The sequence below is a fragment of the Exiguobacterium sp. R-39 genome, assembly GCF_049942815.1.
GTDB lineage: Bacteria > Bacillota > Bacilli > Exiguobacteriales > Exiguobacteriaceae > Exiguobacterium_A.
The window spans coordinates 2,510,447-2,534,214 of sequence record NZ_CP187965.1 but is presented as its reverse complement, the minus strand read 5'-3'; the positions used below and the strand labels follow the sequence as shown (position 1 = coordinate 2,534,214).

The following is a 23,768-nucleotide window of genomic DNA, read 5'->3' as shown; positions in this document are numbered from 1 at the left end:
TTTCGATTCTTCTCGTGAAACAACCAATCAAAAAACGAACCGAAGATTACCCTAATCAGGAATCCGGCGGTTCGTTTTTTGATGTTCTTTCTTGCGAATCAATCAAACACGGTCGAGTGCGAGATCATCCGTTTCTGATAAATAAGCTTTGATCGGTTCGACGGCTGCACCGACCGTACCAGGAGCGAATGGTGATTTCAGTCCGGCGCGTTCGACGAGTGTCAGGAAGCTTTCCGATCCACCGGCTTTACAGAGCTCGAGATACGATTTCCAAGCGGCTTCCCGGTCTTGTTCCATCCAGGCATAGAACTGGAAGGCACAGACTTGTGCGAGCGTATAATCGATATAATAGAACGGGCTGCCGAAGACGTGACCCTGCTGGTGCCACCAGGCACCTGAATCGAGATAATCATTTTCTTCATAGTTCCGGTGTGGCAGATATTTCTTCTCAATATCACGCCATGCCGTCCGGCGTTCTGCCGGTGTCAGTTCCGGTTGATTGTAGATGACATGCTGGAATTCATCGATTGCGACGCCGTATGGTAAGAATGTGACGCCACCGGCAAGGTGACTGAACTTATACTTCGCCGTCTGATCGCCGAAGAATTCTTCCATCCACGGGTAAGCGAAGTATTCCATCGACATGGAGTGGATTTCACACGCTTCGTACGTCGGGAATCCATATTCCGGCACCGTGAAATGACGGCTCTCATAGACTTGGAAGGCGTGTCCGACTTCGTGTGTCAGAACATCGATGTCGCCGGCCGTTCCGTTAAAGTTCGAGAAGATGAACGGCAGTTTTTCATCAGCGATATACGTACAATAACCGCCGCCGGCTTTCCCCGGTTTGGCCGTCAAGTCGAGTGCGCCGCGTTCGAGCATATACTCGAAGAACTCGTTTGTCTCCGGTGACATGTCGCGGTACATTTTCTTTCCGCCTTCGATGATGAACGCTTCTTCGCCTTGTGGTGTCGCATTTCCGGATTTGAAAGCAAATCCTTCATCGTAATAATAAAGAGAATCGACACCAATCCGGCGTTGCTGGCGTTCTTTGAGGGATGTTGCAATCGGGACAATCGTCTCGAGAATCTGTTCCCGGTAGTTTTCGACCATCGATTGATCGTAATCGACACGCAACATCCGGGCGTAACCGAGTTCAACGAATGACGGGAAACCAAGTGTCTTCGCGATATCGGTCCGGACATGAACAAGTTTGTCGTAAATCGTATCAATCGCGTCGCCGTGCTCTTTTAAGTAGCCGTAACGTGCTTCAGAAGCGGCTTTTCGGACAGTCCGGTCGGCCGACTGAAGATATGGACCAAACTGGGACAAGTTCAATGTCTTGCCGTCGAATTCAATTTGCGCCGCCGACATCAGCTTCGTATATTCACTTGCCAGACGATTTTCTTCCTGGAGTTTTGGAATGATGGCGTCAGAAAACGTTTTTAAGCTGGCTTCCGCCAGTAAGAAAAGTTGTTTCCCCCATGTGGATTCAAGTGAAGAGCGGAGGGGATGCGTCGTTAACGTTTGATAATAACTCGAGACATATCCTTGATAAACCGGACCTGCTTCGTCAAAGAAACCTTGCTCCGTTTCATAGAAACCATCGCGTGTATCGATCGTGTGACGAATCTCCACGAGTTGACTGGCTGTTTCAAATTGATTTCTAAGGGTATTAATCTCAGAGATGGCATTGTTTGCTGTGTCTACCTCAGTTGCTTCACGCAAACGAGCGATTGCAGCATGCATGGAAGTTTCAAGGACGTTCAGGTCAGGACGGACATATGTAAGTTCTGAAAATGTTAACATGTAAGCGCCTCCTTGTGATTTCTAACTATTATCACACAAAAATACTTGCAAAACCAGAGTTACAAACGTATGCTTTTTGTGAGAACGTGAGCGAGTTCGTATTTAACTGGCTCCTATAAAAAAATCGAATCTTCGTCAAGAAGAAAACGATCGAGAAAGTAGAGGGATAGTATCATGGGATTCTTTAAAAAATTGTTTGGTGGTAATGATGAAGGAAACACGAAAATTGCTTCTGCCCTTACAGGTAAAATCGTCAGCATCGAGAACGTACCCGATCAAGTTTTCTCGCAAAAAATGATGGGCGACGGTATCGCCATCGAACCAACGGAAGGTAAAGTCGTTTCACCGATCAACGCAACGGTCGAAACCATTTTCCCGACAAAACACGCGATTGGTCTTAAAGGCGAAGACGGTCTTGAGTTATTGATCCACGTTGGATTAGATACAGTTAACCTTAAAGGTGAAGGCTTCACAGCACACGTCCAATCTGGTGATAAAGTGAAAGCCGGTGACGTTCTTGTTGAATTCGACCTCGACTTCATCCGTGCGAACGCACCATCAACAATCACACCAATCATCGTGACGAACCACGATCAATTTACACTTTCTGTAGTACCGGCTGAAGGAACATCTGTTGTCGCAGGCGAAACAGAACTCTTCAAAGCAACACATAAATAATTACACACCGAATCAGTCCCCTTGTCCTAGATGAGGGGGCTTTTTTTGTCGTCTCATACCCGAGCTTACTGTTTTGTAAGATGAATGAAAGTCTAGCCGATTCTTTGAAAGGAATGGTGTTCCTTATACTAAAAGCAACATGAAGAATACGGGAGGAAACACATCATGAAAGCCATCTTACACGCAGAACAGATTACGAAAGTCTATCAGACGAAAAATGCCCGACATGAGGCTCTCCGGCCGACGACACTGACGATTCACGACGCAGAATTCGTCAGTATCATGGGTCCGTCTGGAGCCGGAAAATCAACATTGTTAAATCTATTGTCAACGATCGATCAACCGACGGACGGTACGATTCAGATTAACGGGGAAGATGTGACCGCAATGAAGGAAAAACAGCTGGCCCGTTTTCGGCGGGAACAGCTTGGTTTTATCTTTCAGGATTTTAACCTGCTCGATACGATGACCATCGAAGAAAACATTGCCTTACCGCTTGCGTTACAGCAGGTCCCGAAAGCCGATATTTTGGTTCGGGTCGCATCTGTCGCCCGAGAGCTTGGAATCGGGGAGTTACTCGCGAAACGGCCGTCCGAACTGTCTGGTGGTCAAAAACAACGAACGGCCGCCGCACGTGCAATCGTCCATCAGCCGTCACTGATTTTAGCGGATGAGCCGACCGGTGCACTCGATTCAAAATCAGCGACCGGTCTGCTTGAAGCAATGGCCGGTCTGAACGAACAGGGGGCGACGATTTTGATGGTGACGCATGATCCGGTAACCGCGTCGTATGCGGAACGGGTTCTGTTCGTCAAAGACGGCGAATTGTTCCGTGAAATTCATCAGTTCGGGACACGCAAAGAGTTTTTCGAGCAAATCATGGAAGTTCAACGTGAACTCGGAGGTGCGGTTCGTGAACTTGTTTAAGTTAGCTTTCCGGAATTTAAAGAACATCCGTCAGAATGTGATGTATCTCGGTGCTGTCACGTTTGCGATTTTAATTTACTATACGTTTTTAGCAATCCGCTCCAATGAAGCGATGTTACAAGCCAATGAATTGTACGGAAAACTCGGGACGGTCTTTACAGGTTCGAGTGTGATTCTGGCACTCTTTTCCGCCATCTTTATCTGGTATTCGAGTGATTTTTTCTTACGACGCCGGAAACAGGAAATCGGTCTGTATGCCTTACTTGGTCTCGAACGCCAACAGATTGCGAAGTTGCTGTTTCTTGAGACGATGGGGTATGGATTGATTGGGCTGTTGATTGGAGTTCTGCTTGGTACGGTCGCCTCGAAGTATTTTGTCCAACTGTTGGCGTACGTGATGGGAATGACGATTGAAGCAGATTTTTCGATCAACGCCGGTGCAATCGGTCAGACGGTTGTTGTCTTCTTGACAATCTTCCTTGTGATTGCGCTCCGTTCAGCCCGGACGATTTACCGGTTTACCTTGATCGAATTGTTTAAGGCGAAACAGCAGGTTGAAACCATCCCGAAAGTGCATCCGGTTCTTGCCGTAGTGTCCGTCTTATTGATTGGTACCGGTTATTACTTGACGGGGAAACCGTTGCTCGCTCACTTTACAATCGTCGCACCGATTTTGATGGTCTGTATCATTGTCGGAACGTTCGGCACGATGAGCTACTTCACGATTTTTTTACTGCGTGTCGTCAGTAAACGCCTTCGGCATTACCGTGGCACGAACTTGATTTTACACGGGCAATTGATATCGCGGATTAAATCGAATGCTGTCATGTTGTCGACGATCACCGTCATCACTGCCGTCACGCTGACGACAGTCGGGACAGCGACATCGATCTACTATTACATCGATCGGACGGTCGAGGAACAAATGCCATACAGCTTGTCAGTTGCAAGCAAACAAGCAGAGGCAGAAAAATTAATCCGGTCATCGAATCAGACAATTGAGTCGCGGACGATGGTCAACGTCAAGAACGTCAATCATACGCTCGAGGAGCTGCCGAATCCGCTGTCGTTTACGACGTCGTACCAGACATACGCGTTTGACGGGGAACCCGGACAGTTCAGTTATATCAGTTATTCCGATTATCAGAAGCTCGCGAAGAGTAACGGAAAACGTGTGCTACCCGAACCGGCAACAGGCGAAGCGATTGTCCTTGAGACGTTCAAAGGCAATGATTTATTGGAGGAATCCGTTCGGTCCCCAATCGGAGTGACGTTTAAAGACACACATTCGTCCTTTCGGATTACCGGTGCGACGAATCTACCACTTACTCAACTGTATGCGAAAAAACGGTTGGCCTTTGCTGTTTCGGATGATGCCTTTGCGATAATGCCGGAAAAAGCTGCCATGCTGACGAACTATCAGTTCTCCGACGAACGGTCGGATGACGGGCTGATCAACCGACTGGAGCAGTTGTATGGTGAAAAAGCAGAGACAGAGATGGCAGCCTATTATCCGGTCTACGCCATGACGACGGCGACGACAGGATTGCTTGCCTTTGCCGCCGGATTCCTCGGACTCGTCTTTTTACTGGCGACTGGATCCATCATTTACTTTAAAATGCTTGCGGAAGCAGAAGAATCGAAACAACGGTTTGAAATCATTCAAAAGATTGGTGTCGATCAGCAAGAGCAGACCGGTATCATCCGACGCTCGGTCGGTTTCATGTTCGTCTTGCCGTATCTGCTTGGTCTGGTCCACAGTCTGTTTGCGATGCAAGTTCTGCAAAAATTGTTGAACTATGATTTGCGGTTACCGATGTCACTTGCAATCGGTTGTTATACCATCGTTTATCTGTTGTACTATCTCGTCACGGTGCGTGCTTATCGGCGGATCGTCATCTAATTCAAATGGGCGGGAAACGAATAATCGTTTCCAGTCCATTTTTTGTTCGGTATCATGGAGGAAGAAGGAGTTGAATCTGCAGATGGAAACCATTTTATTAGTAGAAGACGATCAACAGATTGCACTGTTATTAAAAGAACTGTTGGAACGGTACGATTTTCATGTCATTCACGAAGATGGATTAGGAGATGTCGTCGCTCGATTCGAAGAAACGCAACCGGACGTCATCCTGTTGGACGTCAACTTGCCAAAGTTTGACGGATTTTATTGGTGCCGTCAGCTCCGGATGAAGACGCGGGCACCCATCCTGTTCATCTCGGCCCGTGTCGGGGAGATGGATCAAGTCATGGCACTCGAATATGGAGCGGATGACTATATCGTCAAACCCTTCCAGGGAGCCGTCGTCATTGCGAAAATCAAAAGTCAGATTCGACGTGCGTATGGGACATTGTCCCAGGAGAGTGAGGAGCGGACGGTCAGTCGTGCCGGTCTGACATTGTATTTGGATCGTTATATCGTCGAACATGAGGAACGGTCTATTGAACTATCGAAAAAAGAAGGATTGATTTTAGAGATGTTATTGACGGTGAGTCCACGGATTGTCAGTCGGGGTGACTTGTTGGAACGGATTTGGGATGATGAAGCGTTCGTCGATGAAAACACGCTGAACGTCAACATCACCCGTGTACGGAAACGACTGGCGGAAATCGGAATCGGGGGCCTTGAAACGGTCCGGGGAGTCGGCTATAAACTGGTCCTCGACAAATGAGACTTTTTTTCAGACATACGATTCCGGGCATTCTTTTCTTCAGCGGACAGATGGTAGCCTTGTTCCTCATCTTATGGTTATATGACCTCTATCGCCCGGCTGCCTTTTTTTATATTGCTCTTTTAAATGCAATCGCCTTGCTGATTTATTTAAGTTACCGTTTCTTTAGTATGTTACCGTTGCTCAAACGATTGCAGACACCGATTCAATCGGTCGCAGAACCCATCCGGGCGGACAGCGACGAACCGCTTGCGGCAGCCGTCGAACACTTTTTAGAACGGCAACAGACCGTCTTTCGAAACAGTCTGTTTGCGGAGCGGCGGAAGGAAAAGGAACGGCACCGGTACGTCGATCAATGGATTCATCAAATGAAGACGCCGCTTTCGGTCATCGAATTGATTCTCGAGCATCCGGGGGAACAGTTCCAGGCGGACTTACGCCATGAAGTCGACCGGATGCGAATCGGACTGGATCAGATGCTGTATTCGTCGCGTCTCGAAGCGATTGAAACGGACTTGAAGGCGGAGCGTTTAAATCTTCGGACGCTGGTGACGAGTATCATCAATCAGGAAAAACGGCTGTTCGTCAAAAATAAAGTGTATCCGAAGCTGGAACTCTCACCGGATTTTTATATCTATACCGACTCGAAGTGGTTCCGCTTTTTAGTGTTGCAATTGATCACGAATGCCGTCAAATATACAGCCGGTCATGGTCACGAAGTCTGCATTCGGGCGGTCGAACAATCCGGGAAAATCGTGCTGACGATTGAAGATGACGGCGTCGGGATTCCGAAACGTGACGTCCCGCGTGTCTTCAATGCATTTTTCACGGGCGAAAATGGACGACGTTACGGAGAATCAACCGGGATGGGACTGTACTTCGTCAGTCAGATTTGTCTGAAGCTCGGGCATACGATTGAACTCGACAGCACGGAAGGTGTCGGAACGACCTGTCGTCTTACACTGGTAGGAGGGAAACAACATGATTGAAGTCAAACAGTTAGGAAAAGTCTATCCCGGAAAAGTGACGGAACAACCATTGACGGATATCAACTTTCGGGTGGAGGAAGGGGAGATGGTCGCCGTCATGGGACCGTCCGGCAGCGGAAAGTCGACCTTGATCAACCTGCTCGCGACACTCGATCAACCCAGTTGGGGATCGATTTTGATTGAAGATATCGATACGGCAACGTTCAAACGGAAAGAAACAACCCGCTTCCGGCGTGAGACGCTCGGAATCATCTTTCAGGAGTTCAACTTGCTGGATTCGTTGACGGTGGCTGAAAATATGCTCGTTCCTCTGATGCTCAGCGGAAAAAAGACGAAGGAAGCCCGGGAAGAAATGCAACATCTCGCAAAACGGTTGCAGATTGACGAATTGCTCGACAAACAGGTGGATGAAGTATCCGGCGGGCAACGGCAACGGACGGCGATCGGGCGTGCCCTGATTCACGCACCGCGGCTGATGCTCGCGGACGAACCGACGGGCGCTCTTGATTTTCAGGCGACGAAACACGTCATGGAATTGCTGGCAGAATTGAATGCGGCAGGCATGACGATGGTCATCGTCACCCATGATCCGACGGTCGCCTCGTATTGCAATCACGTCCTGTTCCTGAAAGACGGCAGCATTCAAACGGAATTGTTCCGGGATGAACCACGCCGGGTCTTCTTTCAGCGTGTCATTGAGTCGCTCTCGTTATTAGGAGGGGATGAACATCACTTATCTGCAATACGCCCTACGTAACATCAAGCGGTACCAGCGTCTCTACTATGGATACGCGTTGACGATCATCGTCGCGATGACGATTGCGACGAGTTACTGGAACCTCGTCGTCAGCGAATCGTTTCAGAACATCGCCAAAGTTTTAAGTCAACTCAATCAGGTCATCGAACTGACGATGCTGTTTGTATTCATTGCCGAAGTCATCATCCTGTTTTTTAGTATCTTGTTTATTTATTCGACAACGTATACGATGCTCGAGCACCGGAAAAACGATTTACGGGTGATGCGGACGCTCGGAAGCGGATTTTCGCATTTCCTGAAATATTTTATGATTGAAATCCTGATTGTCGGCGGGCTGGCGATCATCGGCGGTATCACGCTCGGTGTCGTCCTGACGAAACTGATGTTACTCTCGATTGAAAAAGTAATGTTCTTACCGCGACTGACGATTGAACTGTCCCTTACCTCGTTTTTAGTGTTGATTGCAGGTGCGCTCCTGACCCTCTTGATTGCGACCGTCCTCGCGATTTATAGATTCCGACCGGATCGTCCTGTCCGGTCCCGTTCGCGCTTCCGGATCCGGTTTGGTCTTACGATGCAGGGAGTGGCAGTGCTCATTCTGTTTTACGGATATTTCATGGCATTGACACAACAAGATACCTTTCTGTTCGTCTTTCCTTTCATCATCTTTGTCGGCTCGTTCTTTTTCTGCCGTCACGTCATCCCGATGGTGCTTAAACTGTATCGTCCGCGACGGTTGTCGTTACGGAAGTTAATCGTCTCGGAAATCGCGATTCAGTTAAAAACGAACAGTACGCTGGTCGCGCTCGGAACAATCTTGACCTCCTGTGCTTTGACGGCCGTCGGTCTCGTCTTTATCTTTCAACTGATCGGATTTGATCTGTCGTCGAACAATCAATTCGGACTGGTCTATTACGAAGAAGCTGCCGTCCCGTCCGAACGTCTGGAAAAACTGGAACGGACGATGACAAAAACGTTTCCGGACAAATACCGGCAGGATGTCCGGCTCAAAGGAGTCAAGACCCGGTACGTAATTCCGTTATCGGATTATAACGAACTGATGAAGCATCTGGGTCATGAGCAACGGACGCTGTTGACGGACAAACAAACTTTCATGATTCCGGCCCGTCCGGTTCAAGTCAAGGAAGTGACACCGACGATGCAAAAAGCAAAAGCCGGGATGAAGCAAGCCGGCTACCGGCTTGAGCCGATGGCGGAACATCGTCTGCTATTCGGGTACAATGACCGGATTGAAACATTATTCGTCGTCAGTGACCGTGCTTTTACCACGATGGATCGTCCGGTATTCCATATCCGTGTCTTTGATACACCATCGTATGCCGATTACGGGACGGACCGCTGGACGCGTTGGATGTCGATTGTCCGGGAAATTCAATCCAAAGCAGAGCTAGGTAAAAACACTCCGGTTCCGTACCAGCTGATCAATGAGACGGAAGATAAACTGGACGGGATTCGCATCATCCGGCTGGTCTCGTTTGTTGTCATTCTGTTGACGGTCTGGCTGTTTGTCATCAATGCGAGCTTCCTGCACGTCTGGATGCAGATGACGGCAGAACGTGAACAAAAGCGGTTAAAGACATTGTCTGCGCTCGGTTTCAGTAAACGGAGCATCCGTCGTTTCCTGTTCATCAAATACGGTACGGTCTTGATGGTTCCGTACTTCATTTCGATTTTTCATGCCTGGTTGCTCTTTCAGGTCATCTTATCGAATGGGGGACTGGAAATCGGTCCGTTTCTTCCCTTATCCTTCACCTGGATCGGAATCGTCACCGGCTGTTATTTCATCAGTATCTTGCCTTTATGGGTCCGCTATCCGCGGCATCTGATGAAAAAATCGTGCGAAAGTTCGATGTATCCGATACCCGATTCAAGGGTATGATAATAGCATAGCGAGGAGGGATAATATGCTGGACCATTCACCTTACCGGGGATACGGTGACCGCATCCGAATCTTACGGGAACGTGCCGGAATTTCAATCGACCAGTTGGCGGAAAATCTTGGGGTTGCCCCCTATTTCATTCGTCGTACGGAACTCAGCGAAGTGTATCCGACGAAAGCGTATATCGAATCTTTGGCGGAGGCCCTGCATATCGATTCCAGTTACTTGGCACGACACATCTGGACCGGGGAGTCCTTGAAGTTCGTCATGCAGGAAAGAACGCCGCTCGAAGAAATGCGATTGGCGTATGAACAGACGATGGGACAAGATGAAACAATGATTGAACAACAACTGGAAGAACGGATGCGCCTGTTCGATTTAATGTATGACGAAGACGTCAAACGGATTGAACAGACCATGAGTGCGACGGAACAGCGGATTTTTCACGAATTGGTGGAAGCAGTCATGGAGGCGGGGGAACTGCAACGGGAAGAGGCGAACGAGACGTTCGAATTGTTTGCGGACAAACTCCCGACGATGCTTCAACTCGATGAATACCTCAATCGTCTGACGGAAGAAACCGAGACGACAGTAACCGATTGTTATACGAAGTTCAGTCAATCAGTTGACCGGGCACGTTATCACCGTAAATAAACGATCCGAACGGAAGGATAAACAAACGAGGAAGGCGGATGTAATATCCGTCTTCCTCGTTTGTATGAACACTGACGTTCAAGTCAGTTCTGTTTTAAATGAATTAACGCTGTGGCGCAGGACGTGGTGCCCGGCGTCCTTTTTGTCGTGTCCGTCCAATCAAGAAACCGATGAAGGCATTTGCGATGACAAGCACCCAGCCGACATATCCGAAGTTTAAAGTCAGACTGCCAAGCATGGCCTGCCATTTTAAAATCATCATGAAGTCTCCCCGAATCAGGAAACGAGCGACACAAACGAGTAAGACTGTTGTTCCACCGATAAAGACGCCGATCCAGCTTCCATATAAACGGGAGGACTGGACGCGTACAGCGACGAAAGACCAATAAAATAAACTGACGATGAATGTCACTCCGCCATAAGCGAGGACCAGCTTCCATGTCTCACTTGCTTGTGGAAATTTCGTAAACATGACAAGGGACGAGACGATGGCGGCAGCTGTGAATAAAATCGCTGCCCAAAAACGAGACCGCATAACGTAATTCCTCCTCAAGGCTTTTTCTCACCTAACGATAGCGGAAACGGTTCGTCTTGTAAACTACTACTGGCGGCCACCTAAAATACGACGCAGTTGCTTCAACGGATTTGATCCGTAAAAGAGGACACCCCCGCGATAGAATCGTGTTCCGACGAACAGGGCGAGGGCGATGCTGATTCCCATCAGGAGGAGGGATAACGCGACTTGCCAGACCGGGACTTCCGTCAGCATGACACGTAAGAACATCAACATCGGGGTAAAGAACGGCACGAATGACAGGATGACGACTGCCTGGTTCGTCGGGGCGTTCAGGCTGAAAATCGACACCGTGAAAGCAGCGACGATCAACATGATGACCGGCAAGGTGACCTGTTGGGCATCTTCAACCCGACTGACGAGCGAACCGAGGGCGGCGAGCAGCGTCGCATACAGCAGATAACCGAGCAAGAAGACGAACAGATACACAATCGTCTTGACGCTCAGTGAATCAAGCGACAGCTGATCAAACAGACTGCTGCTTTGGGCACTGTAATAGCCGACTCCGACGAGTAACGATAATTGAATCAGACTGACGGTGGCGATCGAGGTGATTTTCGCCAACATATGCTGAATCGGGCTGGCGGCAGAAATCAGCAATTCCATGACACGCGATGATTTTTCATTGGCAATTTCCGTCACGATCATGCCGCCGTAGATGGCAATCGTAAAGTACATCAGGAACAGCAATACATAGACGAGGGCGGAAGCAGCGAACAATTCGTCTTCGCTTTTGCCGCCGGTCGATGTCAATTCTTGTTTGACGTCGATGGGAGCGGCAAGCGAAGCAAGCAACGCCGGATCGACGTCGGCGTCAGTGATGACCGTCTGATCACGGACCTGTTTTAAAGCGGCAGACAGTTGCGTCTGCAACTCCTGTTCCGGACTGGCACTGATTAACGTCACCCGGTACGGATCGTCGGACAATAAGGCGACAGCATCATACGTTCCTTTGTCGACGACTTGTCGCGCCTGTTTCAGGGAATAGTCTTTTTCGGTAATCTTCGTTTTGATACCGACGTCTTTTAAGACGGGAATGATCGGAGCTTCCAGGGAGCTGACGACTGCGATTTTCGGGTCATCGCCCGAAAACCAGTCGATGATCCGTTCGATGTTGCTGAATCCAACGAGGAACACAATCATCAGAACGGTCGAGATGAGAAAACTTTTCGCGCGTAATTTTTGAAACAGACTAAACCGATACAATGTCAGGAATTTACGGTTCATAACGTTTTCCAACCTCCTCGATGAAGATGTCCTGCAGGGATAGTTGATCCCAGACGAATCGTTCGACATGGAATCCTTCCGTAATCAAATGACGGAGCAGGGAATCGGCAGCTTCTTTCGATTCCACCTGTAAATTGTGACCGGTTCCGTCTGATTCGACCTGGAGAATTCCCGGCAATGCATCCCAAAGCAGGGCAGGGGCATCTGTCGTCAACAAGACCCGTGTCTTGCCGTATCCGGCCTTGATTTCCGGCAGGTAACCGGCGACGACCGGTTTCCCGTGATCGAGAATAGCGACATGTTCGCACAGTTCTTCAACATGATCCATTCGGTGGCTCGAGAAGACGATGGTCGTTCCTTCTGCCGTCAGTTTCCGGACCGCTTTTTTCAGTTGTTCGACGTTAACGGGATCGAGTCCGCTGAACGGTTCATCTAAAATCAGCAGGTCCGGTTTATGTAAGACGGCAGAAATCAATTGGATCTTTTGTTGATTACCTTTTGATAATTGTTCGACACGCATCTTTTCGTACTGCGGAATCTGGAAGTAATTGAGCCATTCGAGTAAAGACTGTTTAGCATCTTTTCGTTTCATGTCACGTAGTTCGGCTAAAAAAATCAATTGTTCGTCGACCCGGATTTTCGGATACAAGCCACGTTCCTCAGGAAGGTAACCGATTTTTGATAAAGGAATCGGCTGTCCTTTCCAGGTGATCGACCCTTCCGTCGGTTTCAATAAACCGAGTAACATCCGGAACGTCGTTGTTTTTCCGGCCCCGTTCGCTCCGAGTAATCCGAAAATCTGTCCTTCCGGCACTTCGAATGATAAATCGTCGACCGCTGTGAACGTCCCGAATCGTTTCGTGATGGCTTTGATTTCAAGCATGGAATCAGTCCTCCCTCATTCAGATAAAATGCATGGTCCAGTTGAAGTATCTCTTATTCTTACGGGGAAATGGAAGAAAGGTTCCAAAAAAGAGATGTTCAAGCATAATAATTTACTTTTAGTAAATAAGTTACTATTATTGTGTTAAAGGGAATGATGAGAAGGGAGCGTGAACGAATATGAAAACAAAAGGCATTCATCACATTTCAGCAATGGTCGGTAATCCACAGGAAAATCTTGATTTTTACGGTACGACGCTTGGTCTGCGTTTCGTCAAGAAAACGGTCAACTTTGACGATCCGGGAACCTATCATTTTTATTTTGGCAATGAATCGGGTGCACCCGGGACGATTATCACCTTTTTCCCGTTTGAAGGCATGCAGCAGGGGAAAGTCGGAGCGGGGCAGGTTGGAACGACGGCATATGCGATTCCGACTGGGAGCTATGACTTTTGGAAAAACCGTTTGACGGAAAAAGGAGTTGTCTTTGAAGAAGCCGAACGTTTCGGCGAAAAACAACTTGTCTTTCAGGATCCGCACGGATTACAGATTGAACTCGTCGAACGCAGCAAAGGCGCAAACAGCCGCTTTGAAATCGACGGCATCTCAACCGATGTCGCCATCAAAGGGTTTGCCGGTGCGACCTTGTTGTCGCATGATCCGGCAGATACAGGACGTCTCTTAACGGATGTATTCGGATTAACGGTTGCGAAACGTTCCGAGACGATGGATCGTTATGAAGCGGAAGGCGAATTCGGCAACACCGTCGATATCCTGCATACGAACGTACCGGTTGGGCGACCGGGTGCCGGGACCGTCCACCATATCGCGTGGCGGGCCGATGATCAGGCACAGCAAATGGACTGGATGAAACAAATCAATACGTTTGGCTTGATGACGACAGAAGTGAAAGACCGGAATTACTTTACATCGGTCTACTTCCACGACCGTGGACGGATTCTGCATGAAATCGCTACCGATAATCCGGGATTTGCGGTCGATGAAGCATTTGAAGTATTAGGAGAAGCGTTAAAATTACCGGAACAGTTCGAAGCACACCGGGCGACAATTGAAGGACATGTCGCACCCATCAGACTACCAAAGGGGAGACTCATATGATTCATTTATTTGAACCTGCTAAACGACCAGGCGCACCCATTTTTCTTTTATTGCACGGAACAGGCGGGACGGAACAGGATTTAGTCGGACTCGTCCGGCTCCTCGATCCGGAGGCCGGTTATCTGTCGGTCCGGGGTGAGGTGACGGAAAACGGAATGCCCCGATTCTTCAAACGATTGGCGGAAGGGGTTTTTGATGAAGAGGATCTCGCCCTCCGGACAGCCCGTTTGATGGAGTTCGTGAAAGACATGAGCCGCACGTCGGACTTTTCGCTTCAAGATGTCATCCCGGTCGGTTATTCGAATGGTGCCAACATCGCAGCGAATATGATGTTTGAAGAACGGTTATTTGAACAGGCGATTTTATTGCATCCGATGGTACCGCGTCGCGGTGTGACGTTACCGGATTCGTCGCGGGTTCGAATCTTTATCGGAGCCGGAACGAACGATCCAATCTGTCCGGCTTCGGAGACGGAAGATTTGAAAGCGATTTTTGAACAGGCAGGAGCTACGGTTGATGTGACCTGGTCAAAGCACGGTCATCAGCTCGTCATGCCGACGATCGAAGCAGCAGCAGAATGGCTGACTCAAAAATAACGACAGCAAAAAAGCACGGGATGCAGGGAGCAGATGTCCTGACATTCCATGCTCTTTTTTTGTTCAAGCAGGATGGTCGCTCTTAGGACGGGAATAGACGATGAGGACACCACGTTCGACGAGCTCGTTCGCAAGCGTCTCGATGGCTTCTGATGATGTTTTCGTTTGGGTGATGTGTCGGTAGAGGTGACGGAGTTCACGGCGCATCGGTTTACGGATCAACCACATGCTATCGATGATGAGGCACCAGGTCACGACGGTTTCATGACCGATGTAAAACTGGGTTTGACGATTGAGATACCGGATCCACCATTCATCCCGGGCCATTTTTAACAGGACGCCGGTGGTTAAGAGGACAGCCAACACAAGCGGGATGCTTTCGTAGATTGGGAGACCCGCCAGCTGATTGCGAAGTCCGGTTACGAAACTGATCATCGTCCATCCAATGATACCGATGACAAGCCAATAACTAAAGTTGACTATACTTCGTTGTTGTTGCTTCATCTGAAATCGGGGTTTCAGGATTGGGGTTGACATCAGAATCACCTCCTTTTTTAAATAATCGAATTTTCTGACAATTTATACTTGTCCTTCTACTATAGTTACTTTTTCCCGAAACGTCTAGTCGTTAGACATAGAAAATGTGTTTCTTTCTTGACGAATTTCGTGTACGCTAAAAAAAGAAAGTGAACGGTTACATACAAGGGGGAAAAATGATGGATCAAGTGGTATGGATTGCAGTCGGTATCGTCGCAATTGCTGTATTTTCAGCATCAAGCGTTGCCGCATACATGGGTGTCAAAAACCAGGAAGACTAATGACATGGTGCCTGTCACCGTGTAGATGAGTGCTGAAAAAAGGAGATTCCGTAAAAATCGGAATCTCCTTTTTTAATGACTGTTATTTGTTTTCCGTAATCTGAATTTTTTCAGCAAACGGTTTGAGTGCGTCGCTCCATCGAAGATAGCCGCCACCGACCAAATGAAGCCCGTCGTACGTCATCCGGTTTTGAAGGTAACCTTGCTGATTGGTCAACTCAGGTCGTAAATCAACAAAGGGAATACCAGCAGATTTCGCAAGCTGTTCAAGATTCCGGTTCAGGGCTTCGACGTCACGATTGACGCGGACCGAATCGGAATACTTGGGTGCGACGGGTAGTGTTGACTGAATGACGACATCAATGTTATTTTTTCGCAGCGTCGTCACGATCGTCGTCATGTTTTCCGTAATGGTCGGAATCGGAGTGAAGTGACGGATGTCATTGATGCCGCCCATCAGGAAGACACGTTTCGGTTTCAACTCGACAATCAGGTCAAGCCGGGTCAAAAATCCTTCCGTCGTATCGCCGGGAATCCCGAAGTTAACGATTGTCGGATCATTGAGCAAAATCCGCCAATCACCAAAATTCGTCATGGAGTCACCGAGCATGACAGAATTCGGTGATTTTGGGTATTGATAAGTATGAAAGAGACTATTCAACCGGACGTAGTTCGGATTTTTCGTATATTGGAATGTCGTGATGGGTTGTGTAGTGGTGGCAGGAAAGGCCTGCTCGAATAACTCGATCGGTTTGCGTCCGAGCAATAGGGCGAGGAGGACGACGTTTGCGACGACCGAGAGAATGACTAGTGCTTTTTTCATAAAACAATCGTTCCTTTCGAGGGAGTATAAGGGGTAGTGTAACATGAATCGAAATCCGTGGTTTGATAATATCAAAGGATTCCTTGTCATTTTCGTAGTAATTGGTCATATGCTGACGGATTTACGGTTTGATTACGATGGAAAGTTACTCGAAACGGTGTACTTGATCATTTATTCGTTTCACATGCCATTATTTATTATTTTAAGCGGCTACTTCTTCCGTGAAAACAAGTACTTGCGTGTCATCCAACTGTTTGCCGTCTATTGTGTCTGGCAAATCCTGATTGGTTCATGGGCGACGTTTGGAGAAGGATTGCCGTTGTTGTCCGGACAAAATCTCGGCACGCATCTGTTGCGTCCCTACTGGGCACTCTGGTATTTGTTCGTCATGGTCGTCTGGTATATCGTTACACCGTATGTCGTCCATCTGCGTGGGTATGTCTGGTTCGGACTCGCCTTTGCTTTATTGTACGGCTTTGAGCTCGAAAACACAGGTTTTTTGGCCTTACGGAAATTGATCATGTTCTATCCCTACTTCCTGCTCGGTAACTACTTGTCGGAACATGAGTTCATCCGGATTTTTGAAATGCCGAAAAGCTTCAAACGGAGAATGAATGTCCGGTTAATTGGCGGACTGGCGTTCGCGAGTGTCATCGGTTTTCTCCTATATGAAGCGTGGCGCGATACGCCGCAAGAAATCGTCGCTCTGGCGAATGCATTCAAGCACCGCTTCCCGTATGTCGAACAATATGACAGTGATGCCTGGATCGGTGTGTTGAAGCACAGTGTGATCTACTTCCTGTCGATTACAGCATCGCTTGGATTCATGATGCTCGTTCCGATGCGTCGTCTGCCGCTTGTTACACGGGCGGGTGAGCTCAGCTTATATGTCTACTTGCTTCATGTTTTCTTCGTCATGGCATGGCGTCAGTACGCGACGACAGCCTTCGTGCCGCAAACTTGGCTCGCCTTGCTGGTCGTCATCGGTGTCGCCCTGTTGATCGTCGGAGTAATCATTCATCCGTTCGTTGTCCGCCTGATGCGTCCACTGATTGAAATCGACATTCGTCCAATCGTCGAAGAACGACAAGACCTTTCAAAAAAAGGCTAAATGCTATACACTTTAAAGTAGAGCGATTAATAGATGAAGGGCGTGGAAAGTATGTCATATAACTTAAACAATGCGGATGGTGTCGTAAACGTTTCCCAACAAGTCATTGAAGTGATTGCCGGGGTAGCAGTTCAGGAAACAGAAGGAATTGCCTTTACACAGGACGATTCGAAGTTACAGGAAAAACAGATGGTCAAACTCGTGAAGGTCGAAGATGTGGACGGTGCGATTACGGTCAGTCTCTCGGTCCATATCAAATACGGGATGTCGATCATCAAGACAGCAGGAAAAGTACAGGAACGGATTGCACAAGACATGGAAAACATGTTAGCATTCCAACCGCAAGCGATTAATGTACGTGTAATCGGTTTATTAAAAGGATAATCAAAAATGGACTTTTCGTCATTGACGAGAAGTCCATTTTTTTGAGGGGATTATTCCGGCAGATACCGTAAATCCAGTGAATCGGCCGGATGTGCTACGTAATCAAAGCTTAAACGGATTGCGTGTTCACTCTGCGAGGACACGGTCAGCGAAGTATGCCGGGTTGCAGCGACGGCCTGATCACCAAGCAGTAACTCAAACGACAGCGAATCCAGCTCGAGAGACTGTCCGCTCGGATTACGGACCAGCACGATGGCCTCGACCTTTTGTTCCTGTTTAAAAATCGAGACCGGTAACAGGGACCATCCATCTGTCGGCGGGGCAGGGTGCGAGAAAGCGATTTGGCGAATCAAACGCTGTTCCGGAGCAGAGAACGACTCATCGATTACGAGATCCGTCAGCTGTTCATTCGAGAAGACGAGTTCGAGCGGTGCATCAAGCGTCGATAAATCAACGAACTGTTCTTCATCGGAAAACTCGAGCCAAAGCGGTAAGGTCGCTGTCGGAAGAAGGACCGGTACTTCCTCAATCGTGAATATTTTCCGGGCGACGAGCTGGTCACCTGACAGGACGAGAACGACCAAATCATTCAGCTGGAAAGAACGCGGAAGCGTATTTTGGAACAACGCAATCACGTGTAACGGTTCGGTCTGTAACACTTGAAAGAGATGGATCGCCAACTGGTTGGGTCCGAGTTTCGGTAACTGATTGAGTGCATAGCGAAAGACATACTCGTCTTCTTTGACAATCGGCATATCCTCGGTAAAGTAAAGCGCGGGTTGAATGTCAGAATCAATCGACGGTTGCATGAAGCAGTCCTCCTTGCAAAGTAGTCTCGTCCAGACGACATAGTCCAGACACGACTTGTTTTTCAAAACTGAAGATGGCATAACGGAAATAATCCATGCCTTCCCGTTCGAAGATCCGAACCGGCTGTTCTTGACCGTAACTGCGTAAATGAATTCCTTCCTTGAGCGAGTTCATCGCCGTCAAGTGACTCGTCCACTGTTCGTCCAGGGCAAGTAACATGAAACGTCGTGCCGTCTCTTCATCTTCGGCAATCTGCAAGGCCATTTTTTGATCGACTGAAGTAATCAGCGGTTCCATTTGTTGTTGGATGGTCTCGATCGAGTCACCCAGGACCAATTCAACCGGTTGATGCAGCAGCTGCTCCAGTTCCGCCGTCAATAATTCGATTGGCCATTCTTCCGGAACGAGATCATCCGTCAAATATTGCTCGAGATAGGAATGGATGGTCCGAGCCGCAAACGGCTGAACAAATTGTTCCAGCGTCGCCGAATCAACGATTTGGTTGCGAAGACGATAAATGGCAAGGCGCTGTTCACTGATGACTTCCTCGAGTTGGACAAGGTCGTCACGGACACTGCGGTTGACAGATTCACACGTTTCCTGAGCATAGGCCATCAGTTGCTGAGCTTCTTTTGCATGAACCGGACCGTTGACAGGACCAAGTTTCTTTGTGACACGCTCTAACCGTTCGCGCGCAAACCGGCGGGGCAGATCATCCTCAAGCGACAGGTAGAACCGGGTCAGGCCGGGATCGCCTTGGCGTCCTGCCCGACCACGCAACTGGTTATCGATCCGGACGGACTCGTGCCGTTCCGTGCCGATGACGAACAAACCGCCCTGTGCCTTCGCCGCATCATCAAGCAGGATATCCGTTCCGCGTCCTGCCATGTTTGTCGCAATCGTCACCCGACCGTGGCGGCCAGCGGACTCGATAATCCGAATTTCTTGATCGACGGTCTTGGCATTCAGTATTTCGTAAGGGATCTGACGTTGATCAAGGACATCGGCAACCTTTAAGGATTGTTCGATTGAAGTCGTTCCGATCAAGACGGGTTGTCCCGTCAAATGAGCCGTTTCGGTCGCTGCCGCAATCGCTGAATATTTCTCGGAACTCGTCAAGAACAGGACATCGGCTTCGTCAATCCGAATTTTAGGACGATTCGGTGGAATTGAGACAACATCCATCCGGTACGTCTTCAAAAATTCATCGCGAGACGTGGCAGCAGTACCTGTCATTCCGGACACATGATGATACATGCGGAAGTAATGCTGAATCGTAATTTGCGCCGTCGTCCGGTTTTCTTCGGTCACGCTGACGTGTTCCTTCGCCTCGAGCGCTTGATGGAGGCCATCCGATAAACTTCGTCCTTCCATCAACCGTCCGGTGAATAAGTCGACGAGCGCGATTTTATCATCCTTGACGATATAATCGACATCCCGTTTCAGAACGACGTGGGCCCGAAGTGCTTGGATGACATAGTGGAACAGGACGGCATGCTCGGCCGCGAACAGCTGATCGATACCGAAAATCCGTTCGATCGTCTCGATACTTTGATCGGTCAAGGCGACCGCTTTGATTTCTTCGTCGTATGAATAGTCAGCGTCTTCTTTAAAGTCTTTGACGACATGACGAACCAATTGCTGTAATCCTTCATGGACGGTATCGCGTTCCGCCATGATAAGCGGTGTTTTTGCTTCGTCAATCAAGACGCTGTCGACTTCGTCAATCAAGGCGAAGCGGAGGGGGCGTTGCAGACGATCCTCTTGTCGCATGACTAAATGGTCGCGCAGATAATCGAAACCAAATTCCGTTCCGACTCCGTATGTAATATCAGACGCATAGGCCTGTTGTTTTTCTTCGAATGACAGTTCTGCTGAATTGATGCCGACCGTTAAACCTAAAAACCGGTGAATCTGACCGATCTGTTCCGCATCACGCCGGGCGAGATATTCGTTGACCGTGATGACATGAACCCCTTGACCGTGTAAAGCCTGGGTGAAACTTGCAAGTGACGCGACCAGTGTCTTTCCTTCACCGGTCGCCATTTCGGCGATGTGTCCGGACAGAAGGGCCAATCCACCAAGTAACTGGACATCGTAGTGACGAAGACCGAGTGTCCGCTTGCTCGCTTCACGGACAAGCGCGAACGCTGTCCCGGTGAGGGCTTCGATTTTCTCACCAGCTTGAAGGCGGGTTTTTAAGGATTGTGTCAAAATCCTTAATTCTTCATCCGTTTTTTGTTCCATTTCTGCTTCCAGACTGTTAATTAATAAAACGGTTTTTTCATAACGGCGCATTCTGCGGCTCTGTTCATCTATTAATTGTTTAACACGCTGAAACATAGTTGGTCACTCCTTCGGTTCGACTGTCAAACTCGCTTTTATTATAACAGTTAAAAATTGTAAAACGAATAGTAAAGAGCGAAATAAGTAAAACATTCCCTTGAAATTGAAAACGGTTTCTTTGGGGAAAGACTAATGATTTGGATTTGTTTTTTGATAACGCTTGCAAACAATGTGGGGAACAGGTAAAATAATTCTTGAGGCAAGTGCAATCGTTTGCGCAAATCATTCGATTTCTTGTCTTTCATGTACGATGGATGAAAGGATGGATGTCGAATGGCACCAACGATTGAAGCGGTCATTTTTGACTTGGACGGCGTAATTACCGATACAGCCGAGTATCATTATCTGGCTTGGAAACAACTGGGTGAGGAGTTGGATATCCCGTTCGACCGGGAGTTCAATGAAACACTGAAAGGCGTCAGTCGGACTGATTCGCTGGAGCGGATTTTAACACTTGGCGGAAAGCAGGATGCTTTCACGGAACAAGAGAAAGTTGCGCTCGCAACGAAGAAGAACGACCATTACGTCACGTTGATCCAGCACATCTCAGAACAGGATCTTCTGCCGGGAATCATTGCGTTCCTTGACGAAATCCGTGCGACTGGGCTGAAGATCGGAATGGCGTCAGCTTCTAAAAATGCGTTGACTGTCGTTGAGGCACTTGGAGTTCGGCATTATTTTGACGACATCGTCGATGCGGCAACCGTCGCCCGGTCAAAACCACACCCTGAAGTGTTTTTACGGGCAGCAGAGGCGCTTGACGTCGCACCTGAACGTTGTATCGGTGTAGAAGATGCAGCAGCAGGAATCACGGCCATTCACGCAGCGGGTATGTATGCTGTCGGCGTCGGTCCGGAAACGACGTTACATGAGGCAGACTATCGTGTCGATTCGACGGATTTGCTTTCCCTTGAGCAGATCCTAGCTAGTCGCTAATGACCATCCGCCATTCCCTGATGGCAGATAGGTTTATCTGATTGATCTCTTTTCATGTGAGTACAAAAGGACCGCTTCCCTGAGCGGTCCTTTTGTCATATAAAAAAACGCTCGTTCCGACAAACGGAATGAGCGTTTTTGCAGTACTTAAAGTGTCGCGAGAATACCGTCGGCAATCGCCCGGGCATAACGCGCTTGATAAGCGGGATCCGCCAGTTTCGCACGGTCAGACGTATTGGATAGGAAACCGAGTTCCGCCAGGACGGCTGGTGCCTGCGTCCCCCGAATGACGGCATAGTTAGCGAAATGGACACCCCGGTCACGCATACCGGCATAACCTGTCATCCGTTGTTGGATCGCCTGGGCGAGTTGAACCGAAGTGGTTCCCTTATAGTAGTAACTTTCCGCACCGGACGCACTACCGGCATTTGAAGCATTGATATGGATACTGACGAACCGTGACGTTGACAAGGCATTCGCCATCGCACTCCGTTCGCCTAATGACGGATAATAATCGTTTGTGTAACGCGTCAGCGTCAAATCTACTTTTCCCTGTAGAAGACCGGCGACTTGACGCGCGACGGACAGGACGATGTCCCGTTCTGCGAGCCCTGCCCGGACAGCACCGGGATCATAAGCACCGTGTCCGGGATCGAGGACAATCAAGGGACGATTCGTTGGGCTTGGCTGGAAAATCGTCAAGTAAGTGGCTTCGACATATCCCCGTCGTCCGTCCGCTGTTTGGACAGCAACAAAACCACGTGTCTTATGAAGACTGTTTGTCACGACAACCGGCGTACCGCGGCCGAGACGAGTGAGTTGTCCGCTGAGGACGGAAGCGGATGACCGTAAGGCAACGGTGCTGCCGGCATCAATCAGGACATACATCTTGCTACCGCTGTAATCCGCATTTCCGGCAGACGGTGCAGTAGGGGAAGCTGTTCCCTTTTTCAAATACGTACCGATGACGTATCCGGTCTTGCCCCCGTAATTGATTTTATGCCAGTTCGAACTGACGGATAGGGACTGGACGACTTGATTGCTCGGAATCGTCATCAATAAGGCACCGGATGTCGTCGGGGCACTCCGGAAGTTCAGCCGTTCGGTCGTCGTATAAGCTGTCGATGATGCCGTCGCTTTCTTTAAATAGGCACCCGATACAAAACCGGTCTGTTTGTTATACATCACTTTGTACCAATCGCCGTCCCGGAAGCTTGATGCGAGCGTCGTATTCGAGGGAATCGTCAACAGACGTGCCGAAGACGTCGAGGCTGCCTGTCGTAACGACAAAGCATCTGTCGTCTGGTAATTCGTTTTTGTAAAGTTCGTCCCGGTGACGACTTTCGTTAAGTATTGACCGAGTACATAACCCGTCTTGCCATTGTGTGTTACACGATACCATTCCCCGATCCGGTAGTTGGACGTCAGAGACGTTTTTTTCGGAATCGTTGTTAATTTTTTCGAAGAGATCGAGTCAGTCGAACGTAAATTCAATAAATCTGTTGTTTGATAGATTGTTTTCGTAAACGTTACGCCGGATGCAGCCGATACTAATGGGGACGGAAAAGCGATGGTAGTCAGAAGCAAAAGTAATAGTGCCATTGTTAAGATTTTAGTTAATTTGTCCATTAAATTTCCAGTCTCCTTTTAAGTAGAATGAATACGTATAAAACCTTATATAGTCAATTAAGTATTTTTAAAATAGTTTAATTTATAATTTATCTATTCCGTTCTAGCTCCTTTCTGTTAATATGA

The 23,768-nt window shown here is 48.5% G+C and carries 22 protein-coding genes; 13 read left to right on the top strand and 9 right to left on the bottom strand.

Annotated features, from left to right (window positions below; all coding sequences use genetic code 11):
- Nucleotides 1-102 precede the first annotated feature (102 nt).
- On the bottom strand, nt 103-1,809 hold the full coding sequence (locus ACP26N_RS13305; protein WP_131502263.1) for a M3 family oligoendopeptidase: 1,707 nt from the start codon (nt 1,807-1,809) through the stop codon (nt 103-105).
- Between the two features lie 174 nt (nt 1,810-1,983).
- Between ACP26N_RS13305 and ACP26N_RS13300 the strand changes: the two genes are divergently transcribed.
- The 8 genes from ACP26N_RS13300 (at nt 1,984) to ACP26N_RS13265 (ending at nt 10,387) form a co-directional block, all read left to right on the top strand.
- Nucleotides 1,984-2,487 (top strand): PTS sugar transporter subunit IIA, encoded by a 504-nt coding sequence (locus tag ACP26N_RS13300; RefSeq protein WP_426354045.1) that lies wholly within the window; start codon nt 1,984-1,986, stop codon nt 2,485-2,487.
- A gap of 165 nt (nt 2,488-2,652) precedes the next feature.
- A complete protein-coding gene (locus ACP26N_RS13295) occupies nt 2,653-3,414 on the top strand; it encodes an ABC transporter ATP-binding protein (RefSeq protein ID WP_131502262.1) in 762 nt (253 codons plus the stop codon).
- The gene (locus tag ACP26N_RS13290) at nt 3,401-5,317 is read left to right on the top strand and encodes an FtsX-like permease family protein (protein WP_131502261.1); all 1,917 of its coding nucleotides are present in this window, start codon (nt 3,401-3,403) and stop codon (nt 5,315-5,317) included. The genes ACP26N_RS13295 and ACP26N_RS13290 overlap by 14 nt, the downstream gene beginning before the upstream one ends.
- An 82-nt stretch (nt 5,318-5,399) precedes the next feature.
- The gene (locus ACP26N_RS13285; RefSeq protein WP_131502260.1) at nt 5,400-6,086 is read left to right on the top strand and encodes a response regulator transcription factor; all 687 of its coding nucleotides are present in this window, start codon (nt 5,400-5,402) and stop codon (nt 6,084-6,086) included.
- Nucleotides 6,083-7,075, top strand: a complete 993-nt coding sequence (locus ACP26N_RS13280; RefSeq protein WP_131502259.1) for a sensor histidine kinase — start codon at nt 6,083-6,085, stop codon at nt 7,073-7,075. The genes ACP26N_RS13285 and ACP26N_RS13280 overlap by 4 nt, the downstream gene beginning before the upstream one ends.
- Nucleotides 7,068-7,832 (top strand): ABC transporter ATP-binding protein, encoded by a 765-nt coding sequence (locus ACP26N_RS13275; RefSeq protein ID WP_131502258.1) that lies wholly within the window; start codon nt 7,068-7,070, stop codon nt 7,830-7,832. The genes ACP26N_RS13280 and ACP26N_RS13275 overlap by 8 nt, the downstream gene beginning before the upstream one ends.
- Entirely contained in the window at nt 7,798-9,732 is a 1,935-nt protein-coding gene (locus ACP26N_RS13270; RefSeq protein ID WP_131972278.1) for an ABC transporter permease, read from the top strand. The genes ACP26N_RS13275 and ACP26N_RS13270 overlap by 35 nt, the downstream gene beginning before the upstream one ends.
- 25 nt (nt 9,733-9,757) lie before the next feature.
- Entirely contained in the window at nt 9,758-10,387 is a 630-nt protein-coding gene (locus tag ACP26N_RS13265) for a helix-turn-helix domain-containing protein (protein ID WP_131502256.1), read from the top strand.
- A gap of 103 nt (nt 10,388-10,490) precedes the next feature.
- On the opposite strand, the gene ACP26N_RS13260 is transcribed toward ACP26N_RS13265, so the two are convergent.
- From ACP26N_RS13260 to ACP26N_RS13250, 3 genes are all read right to left on the bottom strand, one after another.
- Complete coding sequence (locus ACP26N_RS13260) at nt 10,491-10,922, bottom strand: hypothetical protein (RefSeq protein ID WP_131972279.1); 432 nt, start codon at nt 10,920-10,922, stop codon at nt 10,491-10,493.
- A gap of 66 nt (nt 10,923-10,988) precedes the next feature.
- Nucleotides 10,989-12,188 (bottom strand): ABC transporter permease, encoded by a 1,200-nt coding sequence (locus ACP26N_RS13255; RefSeq protein WP_426354040.1) that lies wholly within the window; start codon nt 12,186-12,188, stop codon nt 10,989-10,991.
- Nucleotides 12,178-13,071: an ABC transporter ATP-binding protein gene (locus ACP26N_RS13250; RefSeq protein WP_131502254.1), complete on the bottom strand. Its 894-nt coding sequence runs from the start codon at nt 13,069-13,071 to the stop codon at nt 12,178-12,180. The genes ACP26N_RS13255 and ACP26N_RS13250 overlap by 11 nt, the downstream gene beginning before the upstream one ends.
- A 179-nt stretch (nt 13,072-13,250) precedes the next feature.
- On the opposite strand from ACP26N_RS13250, the gene ACP26N_RS13245 reads away from it, so the two are divergent.
- Together ACP26N_RS13245 and ACP26N_RS13240 are read left to right on the top strand one after the other, a co-directional pair.
- Entirely contained in the window at nt 13,251-14,189 is a 939-nt protein-coding gene (locus tag ACP26N_RS13245) for a VOC family protein (RefSeq protein WP_426354039.1), read from the top strand.
- Nucleotides 14,186-14,785: an alpha/beta hydrolase gene (locus ACP26N_RS13240; protein WP_426354037.1), complete on the top strand. Its 600-nt coding sequence runs from the start codon at nt 14,186-14,188 to the stop codon at nt 14,783-14,785. The genes ACP26N_RS13245 and ACP26N_RS13240 overlap by 4 nt, the downstream gene beginning before the upstream one ends.
- A gap of 63 nt (nt 14,786-14,848) precedes the next feature.
- Here the strand turns inward: ACP26N_RS13240 and ACP26N_RS13235 are convergent, their stop codons facing one another.
- Nucleotides 14,849-15,322 (bottom strand): hypothetical protein, encoded by a 474-nt coding sequence (locus ACP26N_RS13235; protein ID WP_131502251.1) that lies wholly within the window; start codon nt 15,320-15,322, stop codon nt 14,849-14,851.
- A 363-nt stretch (nt 15,323-15,685) separates the two neighbouring features.
- On the bottom strand, nt 15,686-16,426 hold the full coding sequence (locus tag ACP26N_RS13230; protein ID WP_131502250.1) for an SGNH/GDSL hydrolase family protein: 741 nt from the start codon (nt 16,424-16,426) through the stop codon (nt 15,686-15,688).
- Nucleotides 16,427-16,469: 43 nt separating this feature from the next.
- Here ACP26N_RS13230 and ACP26N_RS13225 point away from each other — a divergent pair, with 43 nt between their 5' ends.
- Together ACP26N_RS13225 and ACP26N_RS13220 are read left to right on the top strand one after the other, a co-directional pair.
- Complete coding sequence (locus ACP26N_RS13225; protein WP_131502249.1) at nt 16,470-17,537, top strand: acyltransferase family protein; 1,068 nt, start codon at nt 16,470-16,472, stop codon at nt 17,535-17,537.
- 51 nt (nt 17,538-17,588) lie between these two features.
- On the top strand, nt 17,589-17,921 hold the full coding sequence (locus ACP26N_RS13220; RefSeq protein WP_233494498.1) for an Asp23/Gls24 family envelope stress response protein: 333 nt from the start codon (nt 17,589-17,591) through the stop codon (nt 17,919-17,921).
- Between the two features lie 50 nt (nt 17,922-17,971).
- On the opposite strand, the gene ACP26N_RS13215 is transcribed toward ACP26N_RS13220, so the two are convergent.
- Together ACP26N_RS13215 and secA are read right to left on the bottom strand one after the other, a co-directional pair.
- On the bottom strand, nt 17,972-18,730 hold the full coding sequence (locus tag ACP26N_RS13215) for an SLAP domain-containing protein (RefSeq protein ID WP_214853203.1): 759 nt from the start codon (nt 18,728-18,730) through the stop codon (nt 17,972-17,974).
- On the bottom strand, nt 18,714-21,074 hold the full coding sequence (gene secA, locus ACP26N_RS13210) for a preprotein translocase subunit SecA (RefSeq protein ID WP_426354033.1): 2,361 nt from the start codon (nt 21,072-21,074) through the stop codon (nt 18,714-18,716). Before secA ends, ACP26N_RS13215 begins: the two co-directional genes overlap by 17 nt.
- A gap of 276 nt (nt 21,075-21,350) precedes the next feature.
- On the opposite strand from secA, the gene pgmB reads away from it, so the two are divergent.
- Nucleotides 21,351-22,013: a beta-phosphoglucomutase gene (gene pgmB / locus ACP26N_RS13205; RefSeq protein ID WP_114595055.1), complete on the top strand. Its 663-nt coding sequence runs from the start codon at nt 21,351-21,353 to the stop codon at nt 22,011-22,013.
- 147 nt (nt 22,014-22,160) lie between these two features.
- Here the strand turns inward: pgmB and ACP26N_RS13200 are convergent, their stop codons facing one another.
- On the bottom strand, nt 22,161-23,642 hold the full coding sequence (locus ACP26N_RS13200) for an N-acetylmuramoyl-L-alanine amidase (RefSeq protein WP_426354031.1): 1,482 nt from the start codon (nt 23,640-23,642) through the stop codon (nt 22,161-22,163).
- Nucleotides 23,643-23,768: the final 126 nt, after the last annotated feature.

What these genes read in the sequence shown, in the direction of transcription:
- ACP26N_RS13305 (WP_131502263.1), bottom strand. Translation starts at nt 1,809, where the DNA reads ATGTTAACATTTTCAGAACTTACATATGTCCGTCCTGACCTGAACGTC.
- ACP26N_RS13300 (WP_426354045.1), top strand. Translation starts at nt 1,984, where the DNA reads ATGGGATTCTTTAAAAAATTGTTTGGTGGTAATGATGAAGGAAACACG.
- ACP26N_RS13295 (WP_131502262.1), top strand. Translation starts at nt 2,653, where the DNA reads ATGAAAGCCATCTTACACGCAGAACAGATTACGAAAGTCTATCAGACG.
- ACP26N_RS13285 (WP_131502260.1), top strand. Translation starts at nt 5,400, where the DNA reads ATGGAAACCATTTTATTAGTAGAAGACGATCAACAGATTGCACTGTTA.
- ACP26N_RS13280 (WP_131502259.1), top strand. Translation starts at nt 6,083, where the DNA reads ATGAGACTTTTTTTCAGACATACGATTCCGGGCATTCTTTTCTTCAGC.
- ACP26N_RS13275 (WP_131502258.1), top strand. Translation starts at nt 7,068, where the DNA reads ATGATTGAAGTCAAACAGTTAGGAAAAGTCTATCCCGGAAAAGTGACG.
- ACP26N_RS13270 (WP_131972278.1), top strand. Translation starts at nt 7,798, where the DNA reads ATGAACATCACTTATCTGCAATACGCCCTACGTAACATCAAGCGGTAC.
- ACP26N_RS13265 (WP_131502256.1), top strand. Translation starts at nt 9,758, where the DNA reads ATGCTGGACCATTCACCTTACCGGGGATACGGTGACCGCATCCGAATC.
- ACP26N_RS13260 (WP_131972279.1), bottom strand. Translation starts at nt 10,922, where the DNA reads ATGCGGTCTCGTTTTTGGGCAGCGATTTTATTCACAGCTGCCGCCATC.
- ACP26N_RS13255 (WP_426354040.1), bottom strand. Translation starts at nt 12,188, where the DNA reads ATGAACCGTAAATTCCTGACATTGTATCGGTTTAGTCTGTTTCAAAAA.
- ACP26N_RS13250 (WP_131502254.1), bottom strand. Translation starts at nt 13,071, where the DNA reads ATGCTTGAAATCAAAGCCATCACGAAACGATTCGGGACGTTCACAGCG.
- ACP26N_RS13245 (WP_426354039.1), top strand. Translation starts at nt 13,251, where the DNA reads ATGAAAACAAAAGGCATTCATCACATTTCAGCAATGGTCGGTAATCCA.
- ACP26N_RS13240 (WP_426354037.1), top strand. Translation starts at nt 14,186, where the DNA reads ATGATTCATTTATTTGAACCTGCTAAACGACCAGGCGCACCCATTTTT.
- ACP26N_RS13235 (WP_131502251.1), bottom strand. Translation starts at nt 15,322, where the DNA reads ATGTCAACCCCAATCCTGAAACCCCGATTTCAGATGAAGCAACAACAA.
- ACP26N_RS13230 (WP_131502250.1), bottom strand. Translation starts at nt 16,426, where the DNA reads ATGAAAAAAGCACTAGTCATTCTCTCGGTCGTCGCAAACGTCGTCCTC.
- ACP26N_RS13225 (WP_131502249.1), top strand. Translation starts at nt 16,470, where the DNA reads ATGAATCGAAATCCGTGGTTTGATAATATCAAAGGATTCCTTGTCATT.
- ACP26N_RS13220 (WP_233494498.1), top strand. Translation starts at nt 17,589, where the DNA reads ATGTCATATAACTTAAACAATGCGGATGGTGTCGTAAACGTTTCCCAA.
- ACP26N_RS13215 (WP_214853203.1), bottom strand. Translation starts at nt 18,730, where the DNA reads ATGCAACCGTCGATTGATTCTGACATTCAACCCGCGCTTTACTTTACC.
- secA (WP_426354033.1), bottom strand. Translation starts at nt 21,074, where the DNA reads ATGTTTCAGCGTGTTAAACAATTAATAGATGAACAGAGCCGCAGAATG.
- pgmB (WP_114595055.1), top strand. Translation starts at nt 21,351, where the DNA reads ATGGCACCAACGATTGAAGCGGTCATTTTTGACTTGGACGGCGTAATT.
- ACP26N_RS13200 (WP_426354031.1), bottom strand. Translation starts at nt 23,642, where the DNA reads ATGGACAAATTAACTAAAATCTTAACAATGGCACTATTACTTTTGCTT.